The sequence below is a fragment of the Mycobacterium ahvazicum genome (assembly GCF_900176255.2).
GTDB classification, from domain to species: domain Bacteria; phylum Actinomycetota; class Actinomycetes; order Mycobacteriales; family Mycobacteriaceae; genus Mycobacterium; species Mycobacterium ahvazicum.
The window spans coordinates 43,981-62,766 of sequence record NZ_FXEG02000003.1 but is presented as its reverse complement, the minus strand read 5'-3'; the positions used below and the strand labels follow the sequence as shown (position 1 = coordinate 62,766).

The 18,786-nt window shown below is 65.1% G+C and carries 17 protein-coding genes and 2 pseudogenes; 9 read left to right on the top strand and 10 right to left on the bottom strand.

What is annotated here, in order from left to right; all coding sequences use genetic code 11:
* Window positions 1-88: 88 nt before the first annotated feature.
* Both MAAFP003_RS12945 and MAAFP003_RS12940 read left to right on the top strand, forming a co-directional pair.
* Entirely contained in the window at window positions 89-727 is a 639-nt protein-coding gene (locus MAAFP003_RS12945; RefSeq protein WP_096287487.1) for a TetR/AcrR family transcriptional regulator, read from the top strand.
* A complete protein-coding gene (locus MAAFP003_RS12940; protein ID WP_096287485.1) occupies window positions 724-1,383 on the top strand; it encodes an enoyl-CoA hydratase/isomerase family protein in 660 nt (219 codons plus the stop codon). Before MAAFP003_RS12945 ends, MAAFP003_RS12940 begins: the two co-directional genes overlap by 4 nt.
* Before the next feature lie 27 nt (window positions 1,384-1,410).
* Here the strand turns inward: MAAFP003_RS12940 and MAAFP003_RS12935 are convergent, their stop codons facing one another.
* Window positions 1,411-2,592 carry a serine hydrolase domain-containing protein gene (locus MAAFP003_RS12935; RefSeq protein ID WP_096287484.1) on the bottom strand — a complete coding sequence of 394 codons (1,182 nt, stop codon included), beginning with the start codon at window positions 2,590-2,592 and terminating at the stop codon, window positions 1,411-1,413.
* A complete protein-coding gene (locus MAAFP003_RS12930) occupies window positions 2,589-4,061 on the bottom strand; it encodes a biotin carboxylase (protein WP_096287482.1) in 1,473 nt (490 codons plus the stop codon). The genes MAAFP003_RS12935 and MAAFP003_RS12930 overlap by 4 nt, the downstream gene beginning before the upstream one ends.
* 717 nt (window positions 4,062-4,778) lie before the next feature.
* Between MAAFP003_RS12930 and MAAFP003_RS12925 the strand changes: the two genes are divergently transcribed.
* A complete protein-coding gene (locus MAAFP003_RS12925; RefSeq protein ID WP_165796399.1) occupies window positions 4,779-5,177 on the top strand; it encodes a DUF732 domain-containing protein in 399 nt (132 codons plus the stop codon).
* Window positions 5,178-5,437: 260 nt separating this feature from the next.
* On the opposite strand, the gene MAAFP003_RS12920 is transcribed toward MAAFP003_RS12925, so the two are convergent.
* Complete coding sequence (locus tag MAAFP003_RS12920; protein WP_096287478.1) at window positions 5,438-5,740, bottom strand: DUF3349 domain-containing protein; 303 nt, start codon at window positions 5,738-5,740, stop codon at window positions 5,438-5,440.
* Window positions 5,741-6,033: 293 nt separating this feature from the next.
* Between MAAFP003_RS12920 and MAAFP003_RS12915 the strand changes: the two genes are divergently transcribed.
* Window positions 6,034-7,242, top strand: a complete 1,209-nt coding sequence (locus MAAFP003_RS12915) for a glycoside hydrolase family 76 protein (protein WP_096287476.1) — start codon at window positions 6,034-6,036, stop codon at window positions 7,240-7,242.
* 11 nt (window positions 7,243-7,253) lie between these two features.
* Here the strand turns inward: MAAFP003_RS12915 and MAAFP003_RS12910 are convergent, their stop codons facing one another.
* Window positions 7,254-7,676, bottom strand: coding sequence for a BlaI/MecI/CopY family transcriptional regulator (locus MAAFP003_RS12910; protein ID WP_096291105.1), 423 nt, complete (start codon window positions 7,674-7,676; stop codon window positions 7,254-7,256).
* A 242-nt stretch (window positions 7,677-7,918) separates the two neighbouring features.
* Here MAAFP003_RS12910 and nicT point away from each other — a divergent pair, with 242 nt between their 5' ends.
* The 5 genes and pseudogenes from nicT to MAAFP003_RS12890 all read left to right on the top strand — a co-directional run bounded on the left by nicT (window position 7,919) and on the right by MAAFP003_RS12890 (window position 12,267).
* On the top strand, window positions 7,919-9,049 hold the full coding sequence (gene nicT, locus MAAFP003_RS12905; protein WP_243394008.1) for a Nickel transporter NicT: 1,131 nt from the start codon (window positions 7,919-7,921) through the stop codon (window positions 9,047-9,049).
* A gap of 165 nt (window positions 9,050-9,214) precedes the next feature.
* Window positions 9,215-9,331: pseudogene (locus MAAFP003_RS29600) on the top strand (hypothetical protein); the annotation flags it as partial.
* 5 nt (window positions 9,332-9,336) lie between these two features.
* Window positions 9,337-10,116, top strand: a pseudogene (locus MAAFP003_RS12900) (HAD-IIA family hydrolase); the annotation flags it as partial.
* A gap of 158 nt (window positions 10,117-10,274) precedes the next feature.
* Window positions 10,275-11,348 (top strand): class 1 fructose-bisphosphatase, encoded by a 1,074-nt coding sequence (locus MAAFP003_RS12895; RefSeq protein ID WP_096287472.1) that lies wholly within the window; start codon window positions 10,275-10,277, stop codon window positions 11,346-11,348.
* 31 nt (window positions 11,349-11,379) lie between these two features.
* The gene (locus MAAFP003_RS12890; protein ID WP_096287470.1) at window positions 11,380-12,267 is read left to right on the top strand and encodes a phosphoribulokinase; all 888 of its coding nucleotides are present in this window, start codon (window positions 11,380-11,382) and stop codon (window positions 12,265-12,267) included.
* Here MAAFP003_RS12890 and MAAFP003_RS12885 read toward each other — a convergent pair.
* The 6 genes from MAAFP003_RS12885 to MAAFP003_RS12865 form a co-directional block, all read right to left on the bottom strand.
* Window positions 12,264-13,763: an NADH-quinone oxidoreductase subunit M gene (locus MAAFP003_RS12885; RefSeq protein ID WP_096287468.1), complete on the bottom strand. Its 1,500-nt coding sequence runs from the start codon at window positions 13,761-13,763 to the stop codon at window positions 12,264-12,266. The two genes, MAAFP003_RS12890 and MAAFP003_RS12885, sit on opposite strands and share 4 nt — an antisense overlap.
* The gene (gene nuoL, locus MAAFP003_RS12880) at window positions 13,760-15,652 is read right to left on the bottom strand and encodes an NADH-quinone oxidoreductase subunit L (RefSeq protein WP_096287466.1); all 1,893 of its coding nucleotides are present in this window, start codon (window positions 15,650-15,652) and stop codon (window positions 13,760-13,762) included. The genes MAAFP003_RS12885 and nuoL overlap by 4 nt, the downstream gene beginning before the upstream one ends.
* Window positions 15,653-15,655: 3 nt before the next feature.
* Window positions 15,656-15,814 (bottom strand): hypothetical protein, encoded by a 159-nt coding sequence (locus MAAFP003_RS29155; protein ID WP_165796398.1) that lies wholly within the window; start codon window positions 15,812-15,814, stop codon window positions 15,656-15,658.
* Between the two features lie 76 nt (window positions 15,815-15,890).
* Window positions 15,891-16,736 carry a hypothetical protein gene (locus MAAFP003_RS12875; RefSeq protein ID WP_096291103.1) on the bottom strand — a complete coding sequence of 282 codons (846 nt, stop codon included), beginning with the start codon at window positions 16,734-16,736 and terminating at the stop codon, window positions 15,891-15,893.
* On the bottom strand, window positions 16,733-17,911 hold the full coding sequence (locus MAAFP003_RS12870; RefSeq protein WP_096287464.1) for an NHL repeat-containing protein: 1,179 nt from the start codon (window positions 17,909-17,911) through the stop codon (window positions 16,733-16,735). The genes MAAFP003_RS12875 and MAAFP003_RS12870 overlap by 4 nt, the downstream gene beginning before the upstream one ends.
* Window positions 17,908-18,786: a NifU family protein gene (locus MAAFP003_RS12865; protein WP_096287462.1), complete on the bottom strand. Its 879-nt coding sequence runs from the start codon at window positions 18,784-18,786 to the stop codon at window positions 17,908-17,910. Before MAAFP003_RS12865 ends, MAAFP003_RS12870 begins: the two co-directional genes overlap by 4 nt.

The window sequence follows — 18,786 nt, the reverse complement described above, 5'->3', positions numbered from 1 at the left end:
CCGCGGAGACACTTCACGTTCACGTCGCCGGGGGGCCGACATAACAGAGCAGTCGCTCTGTTATGGTGTCGACATGCCTCGCCCCAGGGTGCTCGATCTGTCCCAGTTGATGGATATGGCCGAGCGCCTGGCCGCGGAATCCGGACCTCGTGCCGTCACCATCCGCGCTCTTTCAGACGCGACGTCGATATCGAATGGGGCGATCTACCACGCATTTGGATCGCGCGCGGGGTTGCTGGGTCACGTGTGGTTGCGCGCCGCGAAGAGATATCTCAGCGTCCAACGTGCCGCGGTTGCGCAAGCATTGTCGTCCGGTACCGCGCGGGAGCCGGTGGTCGACGCGGTAGTCTCGGCCGCCCGATGTCCCGCGACCTTCTTCAGCCAGGACCCCTTCTCAGCCCGATTCCTGCTCGCGGTGCACCGGGACGAGCTCTTCGAATCCGGTGATCTACCCAGCGAATTGGCCGACGATCTGCGTCGGCTCGATGACGAGCTGGGCGGTTTGCTCATCGAGCTCAGCGAACGCATGTGGAACAGGCGGGACCGCTGCGCGGTAGCCGCCATTCGCGCCTGCGTCGTCGAATTGCCCACTGCGCTGGTGATTCGAGGCCAGGAGCCGCCCGATGGCGCGGCGTTGCAACGGCTCGACGTCGCCGTGCGTGCCGTGCTGACGCTGACACCCCCGATCAAGGCATCCACCAAGAAGAAACACGGGAGCACACCATGAGCGTGACGGTTGAACGTGATGGGTCGATCGCGATTTTGACGTTGGGAGACGACGAAAACCGTTTCTCACCCGAATGGCTGGACACCGTCAACTCTCACCTGACGGACATCGAGAACAACGCCGACGCGCTGGTCACGGCGGGCACCGGCAAGTTCTACTCCAATGGTCTCGACCTCGATTGGCTGTCCGCGAACAGCAGCCGCGGCGATTGGTATATCGAAGCGGTGCAACGTCTGCTAGCTCGCCTGCTCACCTTTCCGCGGCCCACGGTCGCTGCGGTCAACGGCCACGCCTTTGGCGCGGGCGCCATGTTGGCCATCGCACACGACTACCGCGTGATGCGATCGGACCGCGGCTACTACTGCTTTCCCGAAGTCGACATCAAGATCCCCTTCACCAAGGGCATGGCGGCACTGGTGCAAGCCAAACTGTCCCCGCAGACGGCGGTGACGGCCATGACGACCGGCTATCGTTTCACTGGACCCGATGCGCACGCCGCCGGCCTCGTCGACGACACGGCCCCGGACGAAGAGGTGGTCAGTGCCGCGGTCAGCCGGCTGCAGCCACTACTGGGCAAAGACCGCGGCACCCTCGGAGCCATCAAGACCACGATGTACGCCTCGGTCACCGCGGCCCTGCGGCCGGGGGACGACTAACGCAGGCCAAGGCAATGCAGTAGTGAACTACTCGGTCGTGATTCCCGCCAATTCCCTTGCCACCGCGTCGAATGCGTGCAGCGTGTCCCACAGCATCTGCGGGTCCCCCGCGTCCGGCTGGGTGGATAACTTGGCGGCGACCAGCTCGGCGTCCCGGTTGACGTAGATCATCTGGCCACACATCCCCTGGCACAACACGATGTTGTTGCCCGGGTAGGGAAACCACACCTGGTTGCGGTACATGCCGCCGGGCATCTGGGTGTCGTCGGGGCTGGCGGCAAACGCTTCACGCGAATCCGGACCGCCGTCGACAGTGTCGGCGATCCAAGCGGCCGGGACCACTTGCTGCCCGGTCAACGAGACACCGTCGTGCAAGAACAGCGACCCGAACCGGATCATGTCGGTCAGACAGGCGTTGATGCCGCCGTCGAAGAATCCGGTCCCGGCCGTGTCGACGGCGATGGTGGCATCGCGTTGGGCGCCGATGCGGCTCCACACCAGCTCCGACATCAGCGCCGGCATCCGCTGGGCGCCGGCCACCTCGCAGATCCAGCCGAGCACGTCGGTTTCGCACGAGCGATATTCGAACGGGCCGCCGTGTGCCGACTTCTGCTGCAGGGTCAGCAGGAAGTCGCGCAGCGTGGACGGGACGTCCGAGTGGTTCGTCGGCGCCCATCCCATCGCCTGGTCGAGAACGTGGATCTCCGCGGTCGGATGAAGGTAGTTGTCCGAGAACGCGATACCCGACCGCATGTCCAGCAGGTGGCGCACCGTCGCACCGGAGTAGCCGCAATTCCCAAGAGCGGGAACGTATTTCGTGACCTGCGCGTCAAGATCGATCGCACCGGCGCCGTGCAACGCGCCTACCACCGCACCCACCAGCGATTTGCTCACCGAGAACAGCAAGTGCCGGGTCTCGGCACCCATGCCGTCGAGGTACTCCTCGGCCACGATCGACCCGCGGTGGGCGACGGCCCATCCGTCGGTCGCGGTGCCGGTCATCACCGCTCCCACGGTGGTGGCGTCCCCTTCGGTGCTGATCACCGGGATCTCGGGGATCGGGGCGCGGGCCGCGGGCAGCGCCGCGACCGGACCGTCCCCGCGCGGGATCACCGCTGTCGGCACGAAGTCTTCGATGTGCTGGAACGACCAATGCGCATACGGCGGCGACAACCAGTTGTCCAGCGAGATACCGGCCGGGGGGCTCACGCTCGTGCGACGAGCCGCGAGACGATCGGCGCGGCCGGCGTCAAAGGCGTCGAGACGAACTTCGCCTTCATCCCCTTGACCCAGCGCTGGCAGCGCTCGCTGAGCTGATAGTCGTCGGTCTGCAAGTGTGAGCGAGTGACGAGCACGCCGAGTTGGGCACCCTCGGACCGCAAGTCGCCGGGTGCCGCGACACGCATGTAAAAGGCCTCGGAGCCGTCGAGCAGCGTCGCCCAGTCGTTGGCGGTCCGCGAAAAGGAGACCCGACCGTCGTCGTCGATGCGCCATACCCCGGTGCGTGGCGTCGCGGTGAAGATCTCGATATCCGGGGACGTCTCCGTGATGATCACCTGGCCCCATACCTCGTCTTCGCCATAACCCCGCTCCCAGCGCGCGTTGATCTCGTCGATGTCGAGCTCGTACTCCACGTCCATGTACTCGAGCAGGTGGAAGAGAAACAGCGGCATGTCGGCGTAGGCCTCGGTGGTCAAGTTCGTCATCGGGCTGGCGCCGGACAGCCGCGGATTCACCTCGCCGAGGTACAGCTGGTCGGAGTCGAGGTCGTGCAGAAGATCCACTTCGAAATAACCGAGGTAGCCCTCGCGGCGCATGACGTCGCCCAGCTTTGCCACCATTTCTCGCGCGGCGTGGGTCTGGGCGGGCGGCAGCACCTCGCGCCAGATGTCATTGCCGCACCAGCTGCCCCGGCTCGGGGTGAGCTCCGAGTACCCGACGAGACTCGTCATCGCGGGGCCGACCACCGTGCCGTGGCGGGTCACAGCACCCTCGAGGCAGACCTCGACATTGCGGATGCGCTTCATCACCTTGAGTTCTTGCTGCGAGGTCAGGTCACCCGCGTGCTCGTCCCAGTCGCGCTGACCGCGCACGAAGAACGTCCCGCTGCCGGCGTTGCCGTACGCGATCGAGATGACGAGGTCGTCTCCCAATCCGGCGCTTTGTGCCAGCGCCTGCAATTCGTCGTAGGAGCCGGCCCGCCCGATCACGTTCGGAACGCTGGGGATACCCGCCTCGTTCGCCAGGCGCGTCATGACGATCTTCGAGCCCAGGCGCTGGCGCAGCTCGATCGGCGGATGCATCCCCTCGAGCCCCGCGGCCCGGGCGAGGGCCTGGATCCCCTCGTTCAGCACCACAAAGCAGCCCTGGCCGCCGGGCCCTTTGCCCGCCACGAACTCGAGCGTTTCGGGATCGGACAGCAGATGGCTGCACACCTCGTCCATCGAGTCGAAGTCACGGCGGTCGCGTCGCCGGGGCACGAACACCCGCGAATGGGTGCCCTCGAAGGAGTCAAAGTAGGTGAGGTAGAAGAAGTTTCGTATCCAGCGGTCAACGCCGAGCAAATTGAACGGGGTCGGCGAGATGAAGTACAGCGGCACCTTGTTCGTGTGAAAGAACGCGCGTATATCCGACAAACCGTTAAGCACCCGACGCTCGGGCTCCGGCGCCACGATCACGCCTGCCGCGGTGATGTCGCGGCTCGGGCGGTTTCGGTCAACACGGTGAGCTCAGGTATCTGCATGCCCACAAGTGTGCCCTTGCCGCTTGCCGTGCGCAGCCTCTCGGAGCATCCCGTTCCACGCGTCGCCTGCCTCAGGGCGAGAGCTGGACGTGGCCTCCCGGGGGGCGCCTGGTGCGGGTGCTTGCTCCTGGGGTGCGGGTGCCTGGGGTTGCGGTTTAGGGGCTTGCGGCTGTTGTGCTCGCGGTGGCGGCGCCGCCACGGGCGGCTCGAGCGGCTTTGCCGTCGGGGCCGGGATGCCCGGCGGCGGATCCGGTGTGATGTCCCCCAGGGGAGCCGGGCCGAGCTGTCCGATCAGCAGCACGCCGCGCTCGCCGGTTGGGGAAATGTTTGCCGAACGGGCCCCGTTCGGGATGCCGACGGCAGCCCGGTGCATCGGCCCGCTCGCCACACTCGAGCTGATCAGGGCCGCGATCACCACAACCAGAGCAGGCACCGGCCGCCTGCGGGTAGCCGTCGTGTCAGACGGCCACATCTCGCTACGGTTCGATTCGGTCATACCCCTGCGCGACCGTCGCGCCCCTCCCCTCATCTGCGAGTGCGCGCGAAAGCCAAGTGGTGATTCACGGTTGCAGCCAGTTACGATTTCCATCATTGCAGGCGCTAGTTGCCTCCATTGTTACCGGTTGGTGTCGATCTAATGAGACGCGGGCAGGTGACACCGACGAAGCGGGAACGTGCCGTGCGCATCCACATCAGCAGGGTTGCAGGCGCTCTGGTCAGCGCCTCGACGGCGCTTTCCGTCGCGATCACCTGTGCCGGCGCAGCGGGCGCCGATGCGCAGGAAGATCAGTTCGTGGCGACGCTCGCGCAGCTACAGATTCCCGTCATCGACAACGTGCCCGGGCTGGTCTATCGGGCTCGCGAAATCTGTGGCGAACTCGATCGCGGCGCCTCGTTCCAGTCCGTCGTCGACGAGGAGACGAACACGACCTACTCGGGCAGTCCGTCCTTACATCTGGTCCCCGATCGCGTTACCCGCACCGCGGTCAAATTCGTCACGGCATCAGTGACGGTCTACTGCCCCAGTCATCAAGGCCAAATCCCCAGCTAGTGGTGCAGCACAACGATTTTCTACTTTCTGCTTGTTGCGGGCATCAATAAGGCGTGCCAGTCCCCGAAACACCCTGTGCCGTGCCATGGTTCGTGGCAGCGGCGCCTGCGCCCAGGATGCGCCGACCAGTATCGCGTAACCGACAACCGTGGCCGCAAGCGGTGTGGCTACATTTGCCGCACTCGGAACGGTTTTATAAGAGACCGATGCGCCTACCATGGCCAGGGAAACTGGTTGTGCCCCAGCCGTATTCGTCGGGATCAGCTTTCGACCTCGTCGTCGACTGGCCAGCCGACCGCGGCCAGTCGCCGCTTGACCCGCTCGGTGTCTTCGGGCGACGGCATCTCATCGGTCAGCTTGGTGATTGCGACTCGCACATCCGTGACGTCCACCGACGTGTTGTTGCGGGAGATCACCGCAGCGGCGACCGCGATGACATCGTCGTCGGAAAGGCGGCGACGAAGCAGGGCGAGTAGCGGCACGTAGTCACGCGTCGGAATACCTTCGGGATAGCCGGCCCGCAGGAAACCGACCGCCAGCATCACTACATCCGACAGCGACATCGACTCCCCCGCTCTTCGACTCCCTGGTTAACAACCCTTGCTGGTCCCACCACAAGGGGGGAACCCCTTTCACCCATCAGAAACGGCCTGTTAACAGGCTGTCCAACGGGGCCACCGTTTGTACCGGTCCGCTTAAGGTTGCCGCGTGCGTCGTCCTGAACTGCCGGTCGCCGAGTCGATGGACGGACGCGCCCGGTTTTCTGGTCCTTCAGGGTTTCGTCGATGTCAGAATAAAATTCGGCTGCACGGTTTCCGGCCGCCGATCGTTGTTCAGTAAAGGGGAGCTCGAGCGGATGGATCGCCCGAACAGCGGGATCAGCCGACGCGGACTGCTTTTCGCGGTCGCGGGTGCCATCGCGCTGACCGCGGTGAACCAGCCGACACAAGCGTCGGCGATCATGCAGAAGTCGTCCCCCGGCCCGGTGGGACCCGCGGAGCGCGCGGACCTGGCGGAGCGGGCGGTGATGGAACGACACGTGCACACGCTCTGGTGGCAGTCGGGGATGCAACTGGGCACGCTGCACTGGCCGTCGTCCGTGTTCGACCAATTGTTGTTGTTCCGTTGGTGTTACTGGTGGCAGGCGCACTTGCTGGACTGCGCCGTGGATGCCGCGTACCGCGCACGCACCCCCGAACGCATCGACCGCATCGGCGCCATCGCGCGCGGCATTCACACCCGCAATTTGGCCAGCTGGACCAATTCGTATTGCGACGACATGTCGTGGCTGGTGCTCGCGCTCGAACGCGCCGACAGGCTGCTCGGCGTCCGGTTCGGCGACGCGGTTCCGAAGCTGCGGACCGCCCTGCTCAATGGCTGGAACCCGGCCGTCGGCGCAGTGCCGTGGAAGATCGGCCACGACTACTACAGCACCTCCGGGGTTGGTCCGACCGGCATTGCGATGGCGCGCCTGGGTAATTTGTCCCGCGCCGAACGACTCGCCGACTATCTGCACACCCGGCTGCGCGACAGCGAAAGCGGTCTGATCTTCGACGGCGTGCACGAACCCAGCGGGCGGATGGACCGCTCGCTGCTGACCTACTGTCAGGGCGTGGCCATCGGGCTGGAGACCGAATTGGCGCTGCGCACAAACGATCCGAGCCATCGCGACCGCGCGGCGGCGCTGGTCGCCGGTACCTCCAACAGGCTCGCCGACGGGAGTGTGATCGCCGGGTGCGCCGGCAACGACTCCGGGCTGTTCATGGGCATTCTCGCCCGGTATCTCGCTCAGACCGCGCTGGCTCTGGGTGACAGCGTCGCCGCGCAGCTCGTGCACGCCTCGGCGCGGGCCGCCTGGGACAACCGCGCCGAAGTGGACGGGCTGCCACTGTTCGGTGCGCATTGGAACCGCCCGGTCACCGCGCCGGCGGGTCTGGAAAGCTTCACCCAGTTCGCGGACTCGGCGCACGCATCCCCGCCGAACCCCAGCCGCGATCTCTCGATACAGCTGAGCGCCTGGATGCTGCTCGAGGCGGATCACCAGCTGACCGCCGCCGGGCACTAACCTGCGGTCACTCACTCGCTTCGAGTTTGCGTAGCTGACTCAGCCGCGCCGAACTTGGACTCGGTCTCCAGCCTTTCGAGCGCCTGCGCAAGCAGGCGCACGTTGTCTGCTCCGACGCTATCGACGAAGTGAGACAACGCGGCGCGGCGGCCCGTTGAATCGGCGATCTCGGCCAGCGCACCGAGCATCAACTCGGCGACCAACTCGTCGAGGCCCTGCGCCGCACTGTATCGGTAGGCACGATCGTTGCGGTATTGGACGACGAGGCCTTTAGCTGCGAGTCGGCGCAGGACCGTCATCACCGTGGTGTACGCGAGATTGCGTCTCATAGAAACCGCGAGGTGTATCTCACGTACGGTCTTGGGCCCCGGATCGCTCCACAGCCGCTCCATCACGCAGCGTTCGAGCGGACCCACCAGCCGCCGGTCCGGCATGACCACACTCCTGCCCCGGATCAGTTCCGGTTCCACCGGGGCAACGGTAGCGACGACGGCGGCCGTGAGGCGTCACCCATCGGGTGGATGCACGGGGTGAGCGCACCGAGCGGGTCGATGTGTGAAACGGTTGACTGTCGGTCGCAAACTTACGCGGGAATGTCCTGCGAATCACTTGCAACTAATTCATCGTCGGCACTACTTTTGCATGGGGTTGCAAGCCGCGCCAAAGGAGCCGCTTCGTGGTAGATGGTGTCGGTGAACGGAAACGCTCACTGCGCTTTGGATGGCAGAGCGCATTAACGCCGCAGGAGTGGCGGCGCGTTTCAGCCATGGTCGCCGTGATCGTGGCGCTGCATCTCGTCGGCTGGTCCACCCTGCTGCTGATCGTTGAGCCGGCACGACTAAGCCCGGGCGGCAAGGCCTTTGGCATCGGCGTCGGGCTGACCGCCTACGCGCTGGGTCTGCGGCACGCCTTCGACGCCGACCACATCGCCGCCATCGACAACACCACCCGCAAGCTGATGAGCGACGGCCAGCGCCCCCTGGCCGTCGGGTTCTTCTTTTCACTGGGCCACTCCACCGTGGTGTTCACGCTGGCGATGCTGCTGGCCATCGGGACCAAGGCGATCGTCGGGCCGGTCCAGGACGACTCCTCGGCGCTGCATCACTACACCGGACTGATCGGCACCAGCGTCTCGGGGGTGTTCCTCTACCTGATCGCCATCCTCAACGCCATTGTGCTGGTCGGAATCCTGCGGGTCTTCCTGCGATTGCGCCGCGGCCAATACGACCCGCGCACCGATGCCGCCGAACTGGAACGGCAACTGGAGCACCGCGGATTTCTCAACCGCTTCCTGGGCAGACTAACCCGTTCGATCACCAAGTCCTGGCACATGTACCCGATCGGCCTGCTGTTCGGCCTCGGTTTCGACACCGCCACCGAGGTCGCCCTGCTGGTGCTGGCCGGCACCAGCGCCGCCGCCGGGCTGCCCTGGTACGCGATCCTGTGTTTGCCGGTGTTGTTCGCCGCGGGCATGTGCCTGCTGGACACCATCGACGGCTCGTTCATGAACTTCGCCTACGGCTGGGCGTTTTCCAACCCGGTACGCAAGATCTACTACAACATCACGATCACAGGTCTGTCCGTCGTCGTCGCGTGGGTGATCGGCAGCATCGAACTGCTCAACCTGTTCACCGAACAACTGGGATGGCGGGGCCCAGTCTGGGACTGGCTCACCGGCCTCGACCTCAACACCGCCGGGTTCGTCGTGGTCGCACTCTTCGTCGCCACCTGGGCGCTGGCGCTGCTCGTGTGGCGCTATGGCCGCATCGAAGAGAAATGGACCGCCCCTTCGGACAGCACGCCCTAGATTCGCCGGGTATCCGCGTCCGCACGTGCTGGGCGGCGGGCGACATCCTTTCCAGCAGTTACTCTTTCGTCTCCCCCATTCAGGGGTGATGACCAGGCTAAGGCCGACCGTAGGGTATCGCCAACCCCCGGCTGCGCCTGTCGGCGTGGCCGAATCTGCAGAAAGACCAAGGTGATCGACAACCAGGCCAAGATCGTGTCGTGGTATGACAACGAGCGGGGATACGCCAACCGACTCGTTGACCTGGTCACACTGGTCGGCACGCCGCCGCACCAGCGGTGACGTCCGTGGTCTCGCTCGCAACGTCGCACGACTGCTTATTACTCGACCTGGACGGCACGCTGTTTCGCGGAGCACGCGCAATCGACGGCGTCGCTGAAGCACTTTCGCGGACCACCACCCGCAACCTTTTCTTGACGAACAACGCGTCACGCAGCGCAGCCGAGGTCGCACGACACCTGTGCGAGTTGGGCTTTGACGCGAGTCCGCACGACGTAGTCACCAGCGGCCGGTGCGCGGCACTTCTGCTGGGTGCCGAGTTGACCCCGGGCTCGCGGGTGCTGGTCATCGGCTCGGACGCACTGGCAGCCGACGTCAACGAGGTTGGCCTGCAGCCCATCCGGCGGTGGGCCGACGGCCCGGATGCGGTGGTCCAGGGATTCGCCCCGGACATCGGTTGGCGTGATCTGGCCGAGGCGGCCCTGGCGATTGGCGCCGGGACACCGTGGATTGCAACCAACCCCGATCTCACCCTGCCGACCGAGCGTGGCCTGGTGCCCGGAAACGGTTCTCTGGTGGCGGCGCTGCGTGCGGCAACCGGCGCCGAACCGCGAGTAGTCGGCAAGCCACACGGCTTCATCTTCCGGGAAGCGCTGTCTCGCGGCGACTTTCAGCGGCCGTTGATGGTCGGAGACCGGCTCGACACCGACATAGCCGGTGCGAACTCGGCCGGGCTGCCCAGCCTGTTGGTGCTAAGCGGGGTGAGTAGCGCAGCCGACGCGGCGTGTGCGCAGCCGGCACACCAGCCAACGTACATCGCTGCGGACCTGCGCGGGATCCATCACGACGACCCGGCAAGTCTCAGCTTTCACCGCCGGTAAATCCGGCCATCGTGACGGGTCGGCGCCCGCGTGCCCCCGCCTGACCACCCGACCGGGGGATGAACGAACGTCTCGCCGGTCCGACCATGGGTAGGTATCCTGCTGCCCGCCGGAGGTTCCCGCGCATGCTCACCCGTCACACCACGCTGGTCAAGTTCCTGATCGAGGAACGCCGACGCCACCCTGAAGCCAGTGGCGAACTGAACTCGCTGATTCTCGACGTCGCCCTTGCCTGCAAAGCCATTTCGACCCGGGTGGCGCAGGGCGAGCTCGGCGGTGTCTTGGGTGCCGCCAATGTGGTGAACGTCCAGGGCGAGGAGCAGCAAAAGCTGGATTTACTGGCCAACGACTACTTCCTGCGCGCCAACGAGTGGGGTGGTCAGGTGGCGGGAATGGCCTCCGAGGAGCTGGCCGATCCGTATCTACTGCCCGCGCAATATCCGCGCGGCAAGTACCTGCTGGTCTTTGATCCGCTCGACGGCTCGTCGAATATCGACGTCAATGTGTCGGTGGGAAGTATCTTTTCGATCCTGCGCGCGGCCAGTCCAGGTGCGGACCCGTCGCTCGAGGACTTCCTACAGCCCGGCTCTCAGCAAGTGTGCGCCGGCTACGCGATCTACGGTCCGTCGACCATGCTGGTGCTGACGGTGGGTACCGGCGTACACGCCTTCACGTTGGATCCCACGCTCGGGGAATTCGTCCTGACCCGCCCGTCGATCCAAATCCCGAATTCCACGCGCGAGTTCGCTATCAATGCCTCGAACAGGCGGTTCTGGGAGCCCGCGGTCCAGCGATACATCGACGAGTGCTTGGCCGGCCGGACCGGTCCACGCGGCAAGGACTTCAACATGCGGTGGGTCGCGTCGCTCGTCGCGGAGACACACCGAATCCTGAGCCGCGGCGGCGTATTCCTGTACCCGCGTGACACCAAGGACCCGGAGAAGCCGGGACGCCTTCGACTGCTGTACGAAGCCAGCCCGATCGCGTTCTTGGTCGAGCAGGCGGGCGGGGCCGCCAGCACCGGCCGTCGACGCCTCCTCGACGTCGTCCCGACAAGCCTCCATCAGCGGGTGCCTCTGATATTCGGGGCGTGCGACGAGGTCAAGCTGATCGAGGACTACCACCGCCAGGACTACGTACGGCCGTCCACGTCACCGCTATACGGCGTCCGCGGCCTGTACCGCAGCGTAGTCGGCTAATCAATCGTTCAATCATTCTTGGAGGCAACATATGTCGCGTCTGCACCCGATCATCTCGGTTACCGGATCCTCCGGGGCGGGGACAACCTCCGTCATGCGGACCTTCGATCAGATCTTCCGCCGCGAAGGCATCAATGTCGCGTTCGTCGAGGGCGACAGCTTTCACCGCTACGACCGAGTCGCGATGAAGGCCGCGATCGCCGACGCACACGCGCGCGGCGATCACTCGTTCAGCCATTTCGGTCCGGAGGCCAACCTGTTCGACGATCTGCAAAACCTATTCGAGACCTACGGCGAGACGGGTACCGGCAAGGTGCGGCGCTACCTGCATGACGAACAAGAGGCCGAACCCTATGGACAGGAGCCGGGTACCTTCACGCCGTGGGAGGAGATTCCCGAGGACACCGACATGCTCTTCTACGAAGGGCTACACGGCGCGATCGTCACCGACGAGGTGGACGTCGCTGCGCATGCCGACCTGCGGATCGGCGTGGTGCCGGTGATCAACCTCGAATGGATCCAGAAGTTGCACCGCGACAAAGTGACCCGCGGGTACACCTCGGAAGCGGTGACCGACACCATTCTGCGACGCATGCCTGACTATCTGAACTACATGTGCACCCAGTTCTCGCACACCGACGTCAATTTCCAGCGGGTACCGGTCGTCGACACGTCCAACCCCTTCATCGCCCGGTCGATACCGACCGCCGACGAATCGATGCTGATCATCCGATTCCGCGACCCGCACGGCATCGACTTTCCGTATCTGCTTGCCATGTTGCATGATTCGTTCATGTCGCGCCCGAACACCATCGTGTGCCCCGGTGGCAAGATGGATCTGGCCATGCAGCTGATCTTCACGCCGATGGTGCTGCGTCTGCTGGAACTACGCAAAGCGCAGCTGTCGGCGGCGCACTAACCTCGCCTCGGCGGTGGCGCAACCGCATCGGTCCCGGTGTGGGCGACCGCCGGATTGATCACGTCCAGAGCGGGTTTCGGATACACACCCAGGACGACAAGCAGCACCAGCAACGGAACGACAACGGCCAGTTCACGTGGCCGCAAATCACGCAGCGCAGCGTCTTCTTGCCGCTTGGGGCCCGTCATCACCCGCTGGTATAGCCAAAGAACGTAAATCGCGGAAAGCACCAGCGCAGTCGCGGCCACCACCGCAAACGCGGGGTACCGGGTAAACGTGCCGACCAACACCAAAAACTCGCTGACGAAGGGCGCCAGCCCGGGCAAGGCCAGCGAAGCCAGGCCGGCGATCAGGAACGTTCCGGCCAGCACCGGAGCGACCTGCTGTATTCCGCCGTACTCCGCGATAAGGCGGGTGCCCTTACGCGACACCAGAAATCCGGCAGTCAGAAACAATGCAGCGGTCGCCACGCCGTGGTTGACCATGTACAGCGTCGCGCCGGATTGACCCTGTTCCGTCATGACGAAAAGACCCAGGACGATGAAGCCGAAATGGCTGATCGACGTGTAGGCGATCACCCTCATGATGTCGCGCTGCCCGATGGCGACCAAAGCGCCGTAGATGATCGCGACAACCGCGAGCGTCGCAACCAACGGCCGAAACTGAATTGCGCTGTCGGGAAATAGTTTCAGGCAGTAACGGAGCATCCCGAAGGTACCGATCTTGTCGACGACGGCCATCATCAACACCGCGGTCACCGGCGACGCTTCGGTGGCTACCCTCGGCAACCAGGTGTGCAGTGGCCACAGCGGCGCCTTGACGGCGAAGGCGAACATGAAGCCGAGAAAGATCAGGTGCATGACCGCGGGACTGGATGCGATGCCACCGGAGGTTACCGTGGCCACCATGGCGCGGAAATCGAAAGTTCCGCCCATCGCCAGGTTCAATCCGATCAGGGCGGCCAGCATCAGCAATCCACCAAACAGGCTGTACAGCAGGAACTTCAGCGCGGCACGAGGGGCGCCCGGGCCCCCGTAACGGCCGATCAAGAAAAACATGGGGACCAGCATCGCTTCGAAGAAGACGAAGAAGAGCAGGACGTCCAGCGCAAGCAGCGAGACGAGCATCATCGACTCGACCACCAGTATCAGCGCCAGATAGCCGCGCGGTTGTTCGGCGTCGTTCCACCCGGCGATCAGTAGGAACGGCATCAGCACCGTCGTCAAGATCACCAGCACCAAGGCGACGCCATCGACACCGACGACGTATCCGGCCCCGAAAGACCTTATCCATGGCTGGCTTTCGACGAACTGGTAGCGGGGTTCCGCCGGATCGAAGAGAACGGTCAACGTGCCGGCGATCACCAGCACGCCGGTGGAGACGCCGACAGCGGCGTACTTGACCGCCGTCGGCCGGTTGGCCGGCATCGACAGGACCAGAAACGCTCCCACCAGAGGCGTCAGCCACAAGGCACTCAATAAGGGGAACTGACTCATGCCAGCTTCCCCACCACCATGCTCAACAGCAGCATGGTGGCTCCGAGGAAGATCGCCAGCGCATACGAGCGCGCGAATCCAGTCTGGGCCCTGCGGATCTGTGTCGAGCCACCACCGACGAGGCGCGCAATGCCTTCGACCGCGGCGTCGATTCGCAGACGTTCCACGTCGACCAGGTGCCGCGAAAGGCGTTGGCCGGGCCGCATGAACGCGGCCTCGTTCACGCTGTCGCCAAACAGATCGCGGCGAGCCGCGACGACCAAGATCGACACCCACTCCGAGGCGGCGGTCGACACCGGGCGAGCGCCGTAGCTGCGATAACCGACGGCGACGCCGAGAGCGACGATGGTCAATGTGATACCCGTGAGCGCCCAGCCGGGCCCGGGCGGCGCCAACTCAGCCGAGTGGTTCGCGTCGGTCACCGGTTGCAGCCAGCGTTGCAGGGTTCCACCGACGGCAAGGGCCGCCCCGGCACCGAGTGAGCCCAGGGCCAGCACCATCATGGGTACCGTCATGACGACGGGTGATTCATGGGGGTGGGAGTCCGGGCGCCAGCGAGGTTGGCCGAAAAATGTCATCACCATGACCCGGGTCATGTAGAACGCCGTCAACCCGGCGCCGAGCAGCGCCGCGGTGCCCAGCAGCGCACCGCGGATACCGCCTGCCGCGAAGGCAGTTTCGATGATCGCGTCCTTGGAGTAGAACCCGGCCAGGGGCGGGGCTCCGATAATGGCCAGATAACCGAGCCCGAAGGTGGCGAAGGTGATCGGCATCGCCCTGCGCAGTCCGCCGTAACGGCGCATATCGGTCTCGTCATCCATACCGTGCATCACTGATCCGGCGCCCAAGAAAAGCCCGGCTTTGAAGAAGCCATGCGTGAGCAGATGCATGATCGCCACGGCGTAACCGGCCGGTCCCACACCGGCGGCCAGGACCATGTACCCGATCTGCGACATGGTCGAAGCCGCAAGGGCTTTCTTGATGTCGTCCTTGGCGCAGCCGACGATCGCACCGAATAGCAGTGTCACCGCCCCGACGATCACCACCGCAGTACGGGCGATGGGGGCCGCATCGAACACGGGACCCGAGCGTACGATCAAATACACACCGGCGGTAACCATGGTCGCCGCGTGGATCAACGCACTGACCGGAGTCGGCCCCTCCATCGCGTCGCCAAGCCACGACTGCAACGGAACCTGCGCGGACTTGCCACACGCCGCCAGCAGCAAGGCCAAGTCGATCAGAGTCAGCGTGTGCTGTGAAGCCGACGCCAGCTGGCCGAATACCCCTGCATAGGAAAGGTTCCCGAGGTTGGCGAACATCATCATCATCGCCAGCGCCAACCCCACGTCACCAACCCGGTTGACGATAAAAGCCTTCTTGGCCGCGGTCGCCGCGGCCGGTCTATCCGACCAGAATCCGATCAGTAGGTACGACGCCAAACCGACACCTTCCCAGCCCAAGTAGAGTCCGAGATAGTTGTCGGCCATCACCAACAACAGCATCGCCGCCACGAACAGGTTCAGGTTGCCGAAGAATCGGCGTCGCGCCGGGTCATCGCGCATATAGCCGATCGAATACAGGTGGATCAACGCACCGACACTGGTGATCAGCAGGACGAAACACACGCTCAGAGCATCCAGTTGTAGACCGAAGTCGACATTGAGCGTGGCCATCGGCACCCAGGTGAACAATGTCTCGTGCAGTACGCGATCCGGCGCGGCGCGCTGCAACATGCCTGCGAAAAGCCATAGCCCCCAGCCGAAAGACATCAGCACGGTGGCGCATCCAAGCAGGTGGCCCCAGGCATCGGTGCGCTTTCCGCCGAGCAGCATGATCGCCGCACCGGCCAATGGCAACACAATCACCAACCACATGAGCGGCGCCATTCGTCAATGCCTGCGCGTTTTGACGTCGTCCACGTCGACGCCCGGGTTGGCGCGGTGATCGTCACGGCCCGAAACCATGGTGGCGGTCAGCGAGACCGCCACCTCGCACACCACCGCTGCCGCGACCACTACGAGAACCATGATGAGAAGATGGGGATCCACACCTGTAGCTTGCGCATTCCCGCCGGCCCGTTGATCACCGAATCGGGGGATATACCAGGTGGTTTCGCAGGACCTTTCAGCGCCGGAGCGCGCCCAGGCCGGCCAGTCCCGGGTCGAAGGTTGCCCGTGCGGTCACGGAGGTGGCGGCGGCCGCCACGACGACGCCGGCCTCACCTTCGTAGCCTCTGGGAAAGACGATCTCGGCACTGTCGGGTCCGTCACGGTGGGCCATCAGCCAGTCGTAGAGCAGCCAGTCGACGGCACACGTGACGGCCAGCGGATCGGCCTCGGCGACCCGTGATGCCACGACCACCGATCTGAGCGCATCCAGGTGCTCCCGGCGTGCGCCGTCCTTGTTCACGCCCGAGCTGTCAAACATCAACATCGACAACGTGAGCGGAAATCGTTGTCCTGTATCGGTTCTCACCACCCACCGGCCACCCAGCCACGGCCGGTTGGGATCCACTTGCCGCATCTCCCCAAAGCCGCCCACCACCCCGAGGGTGGGTTCGTCCAGTTGCCCGTCCAGCGGTGCCGGTCCCAACAGGCCGAGCGACTGCCGGGCGCGGATGGAGAACAGGGCGGTGGTTCCGATGATCTTTCCAGCGCGCAGGTCGGGCTTGACCCCGGCGAGGTCGCCGGCGGCCGCGTACTCGAGACACAACCGGTCCAATGTCCGGTGCAGCTCAATCAGGAGGTCGCGCTCGGCGGCATCAGCGGGACTCCTTCCCCCGCCCAGGATTTCGCCGAACGACTCGGCCGCGAAGATCAACGCGTCGTCGAGTGCTTCCAGGTGCGTGGCCACCAGCCGATCGGCCTCGTCGTCGTCGGCCACCAGCTGCGGAAGCGAGGTGCGCATCCCCGCCGATGTGACCCAGTAGAACCCGGTCTGCCCGTCAGTCTGGACGATGCGCGGTCTCATCGCCGTCGCCAAATCACGACCCGATTGTTTCCCGAGTCCGCAACCGCCAATCGGTCCCCACTCAGCGACAGCCCGTACGGCCAACACAGGGTGTCACGCTGAACCGACGTCCAGCGGTTCTCGCCGTTGGCGCCGAAGTGCGGTTGGGCCAATACGTAATCAGCCGGGCGACCGTCGGAAGGAATGCTGTCCCACAACAGGATTCGGTTGTTGGCGGTATCGGCCACCGCCAGCCGGTCCCCCGCTAAACCGATCGCATAGGGAAACCGGAATCGGTCACCCGTGTGCGGACCGTATGGCCATTCCTGCGAACTGCTGAAGTCCGGCTGGCCAATCAAGACGCCGGCGGGACCGTCGAGGTCGGGCGGAGGTGACCAGCCGAGTATGCGGTGATTGCCGGCATCGGCGACAAGCAGGAGATCCCCGCGTCCCGCGATGTCGTGTGGCCAGCGGAAGCTCGCGGGGCCGGCAGTCTCGCCACGGTTCTCCTCCCGGTGTGCGGCGCTCGGCTGGCCTAGCACCACGTCGGCGGGTTGACCGGGGTCGGGAATTCCGTTGCGCCAACCGAGCACACGTCGATTACCGGTATCGGCGACCCAGAACGCGTCACCGATCACCGCGATGCCGAACGGCCAATAAAAGGACCCGGCCCAGCAATCGGCGCCGGCGTTGGGGTCCACCGAAGACGCGTCGGGCTGTCCCAGCACGATGTCGGGTGCGACGTCACTGCGTCGCGGTACTTCGTCCCAGATCAGAATGCGGTGATGCCACGCGTCGGCGACGATGAGTCGTCCGTCATGCACCAGGACCCCGGTGGGCAGGTTCATTCCGCGTTCGGGTCCGCGTCCGCCCGCCGCGCGTCCTTCCGTCGAGCCGTCCGGCTGACCCAGTACCACATCGGCCGGCTGCTCATCGCTTGTCGGTATCCCGTGCCATAGCAGAACGCGATGGTTTCCGGAGTCCGCGACCACCAGATGTTCATCCCCCAGGTACACCCCGCGTGGCGAATACATCCACGCCATGGTCGGTTTCGCCGGTGGCAGCGCCAGGCCGCCGGGGGCCGGTGCGCCCAGCCAGACGTCGGGCGACCAGCCGTCGGTGAGGTCGAGTTCGGCCACCGGGTCGACCCGCGGGGGTAGCGCGGTGATGTTGCGCCGGACCGTGTAGCGGCTCATCCGCGCACTCGGACCCAGACGTCTCCGTTGTCCACGCGCAGTGGCAGCTGTTCGAGTTGCGCGCCGGGTGCACTCAGGCATTCGCCCGAGGACGCGTCGTAGCAGAAACCGTGCCACGGGCAGGTCAGGGTGCCGTTGCCCGCGTCGAGGATCGCGTTGTCCAACGGCATTGCCTCATGCGCACATTCGTTGCGGTATGCGGACAACCGGTGCTCGACGCTGACGACGATCACCTCGGCCCGCTCTCCGGAATCGGCTGTCAGGCTGCACGCGGTCAACGCACCGTCGAGCAGTCCCGCGGCGGGACCGACCCTGGCCCACCCCTCGCGGCTGGAGGCCGGACCGATCCGGAGGGCTTCGATCGGGATCAGGGTGGGCGATGGGTCGTTGGGCAGCACCTCGACGGCCGAGATCGCGGGCACCTCCTGCACTAACGCGTCTTCGACGAGGTTGCGCAGGGTGACCGACGACATGGAGCAGCCGTTGCAGGCTCCGTCCAGGCGTACATAGGCGGTGCCGTCTTGCACCCGGACCAGGGTGACATCGCCGCCGTGGCTTTGCAGCTGGGGTCGCACCGATTCCAGCACCCGGCCGGCCTGGGTGAGCGGGTCAGGCCGAACGATCTCGTGCAGCGACAGCAGCAGATGCACCACCGGATCGTCGACCAGCTCGAAGAGCACCGCACGTGCGGAATCGTCCGCACGCATCCGGCGCACGATGGTGACCAGTCCCTCCCGGTGCACGGCCTCCAGGGCGGACTTGAGTTCTTCGGCCACGGCGCGCGCCTTCGGGTCGAGATCGGCCAACGCCGCGACCGCGTCGTCGACCCGCTTGGCCAGTTCTTCGACGCCGGGCGTCGACACCTTCGCGACCAT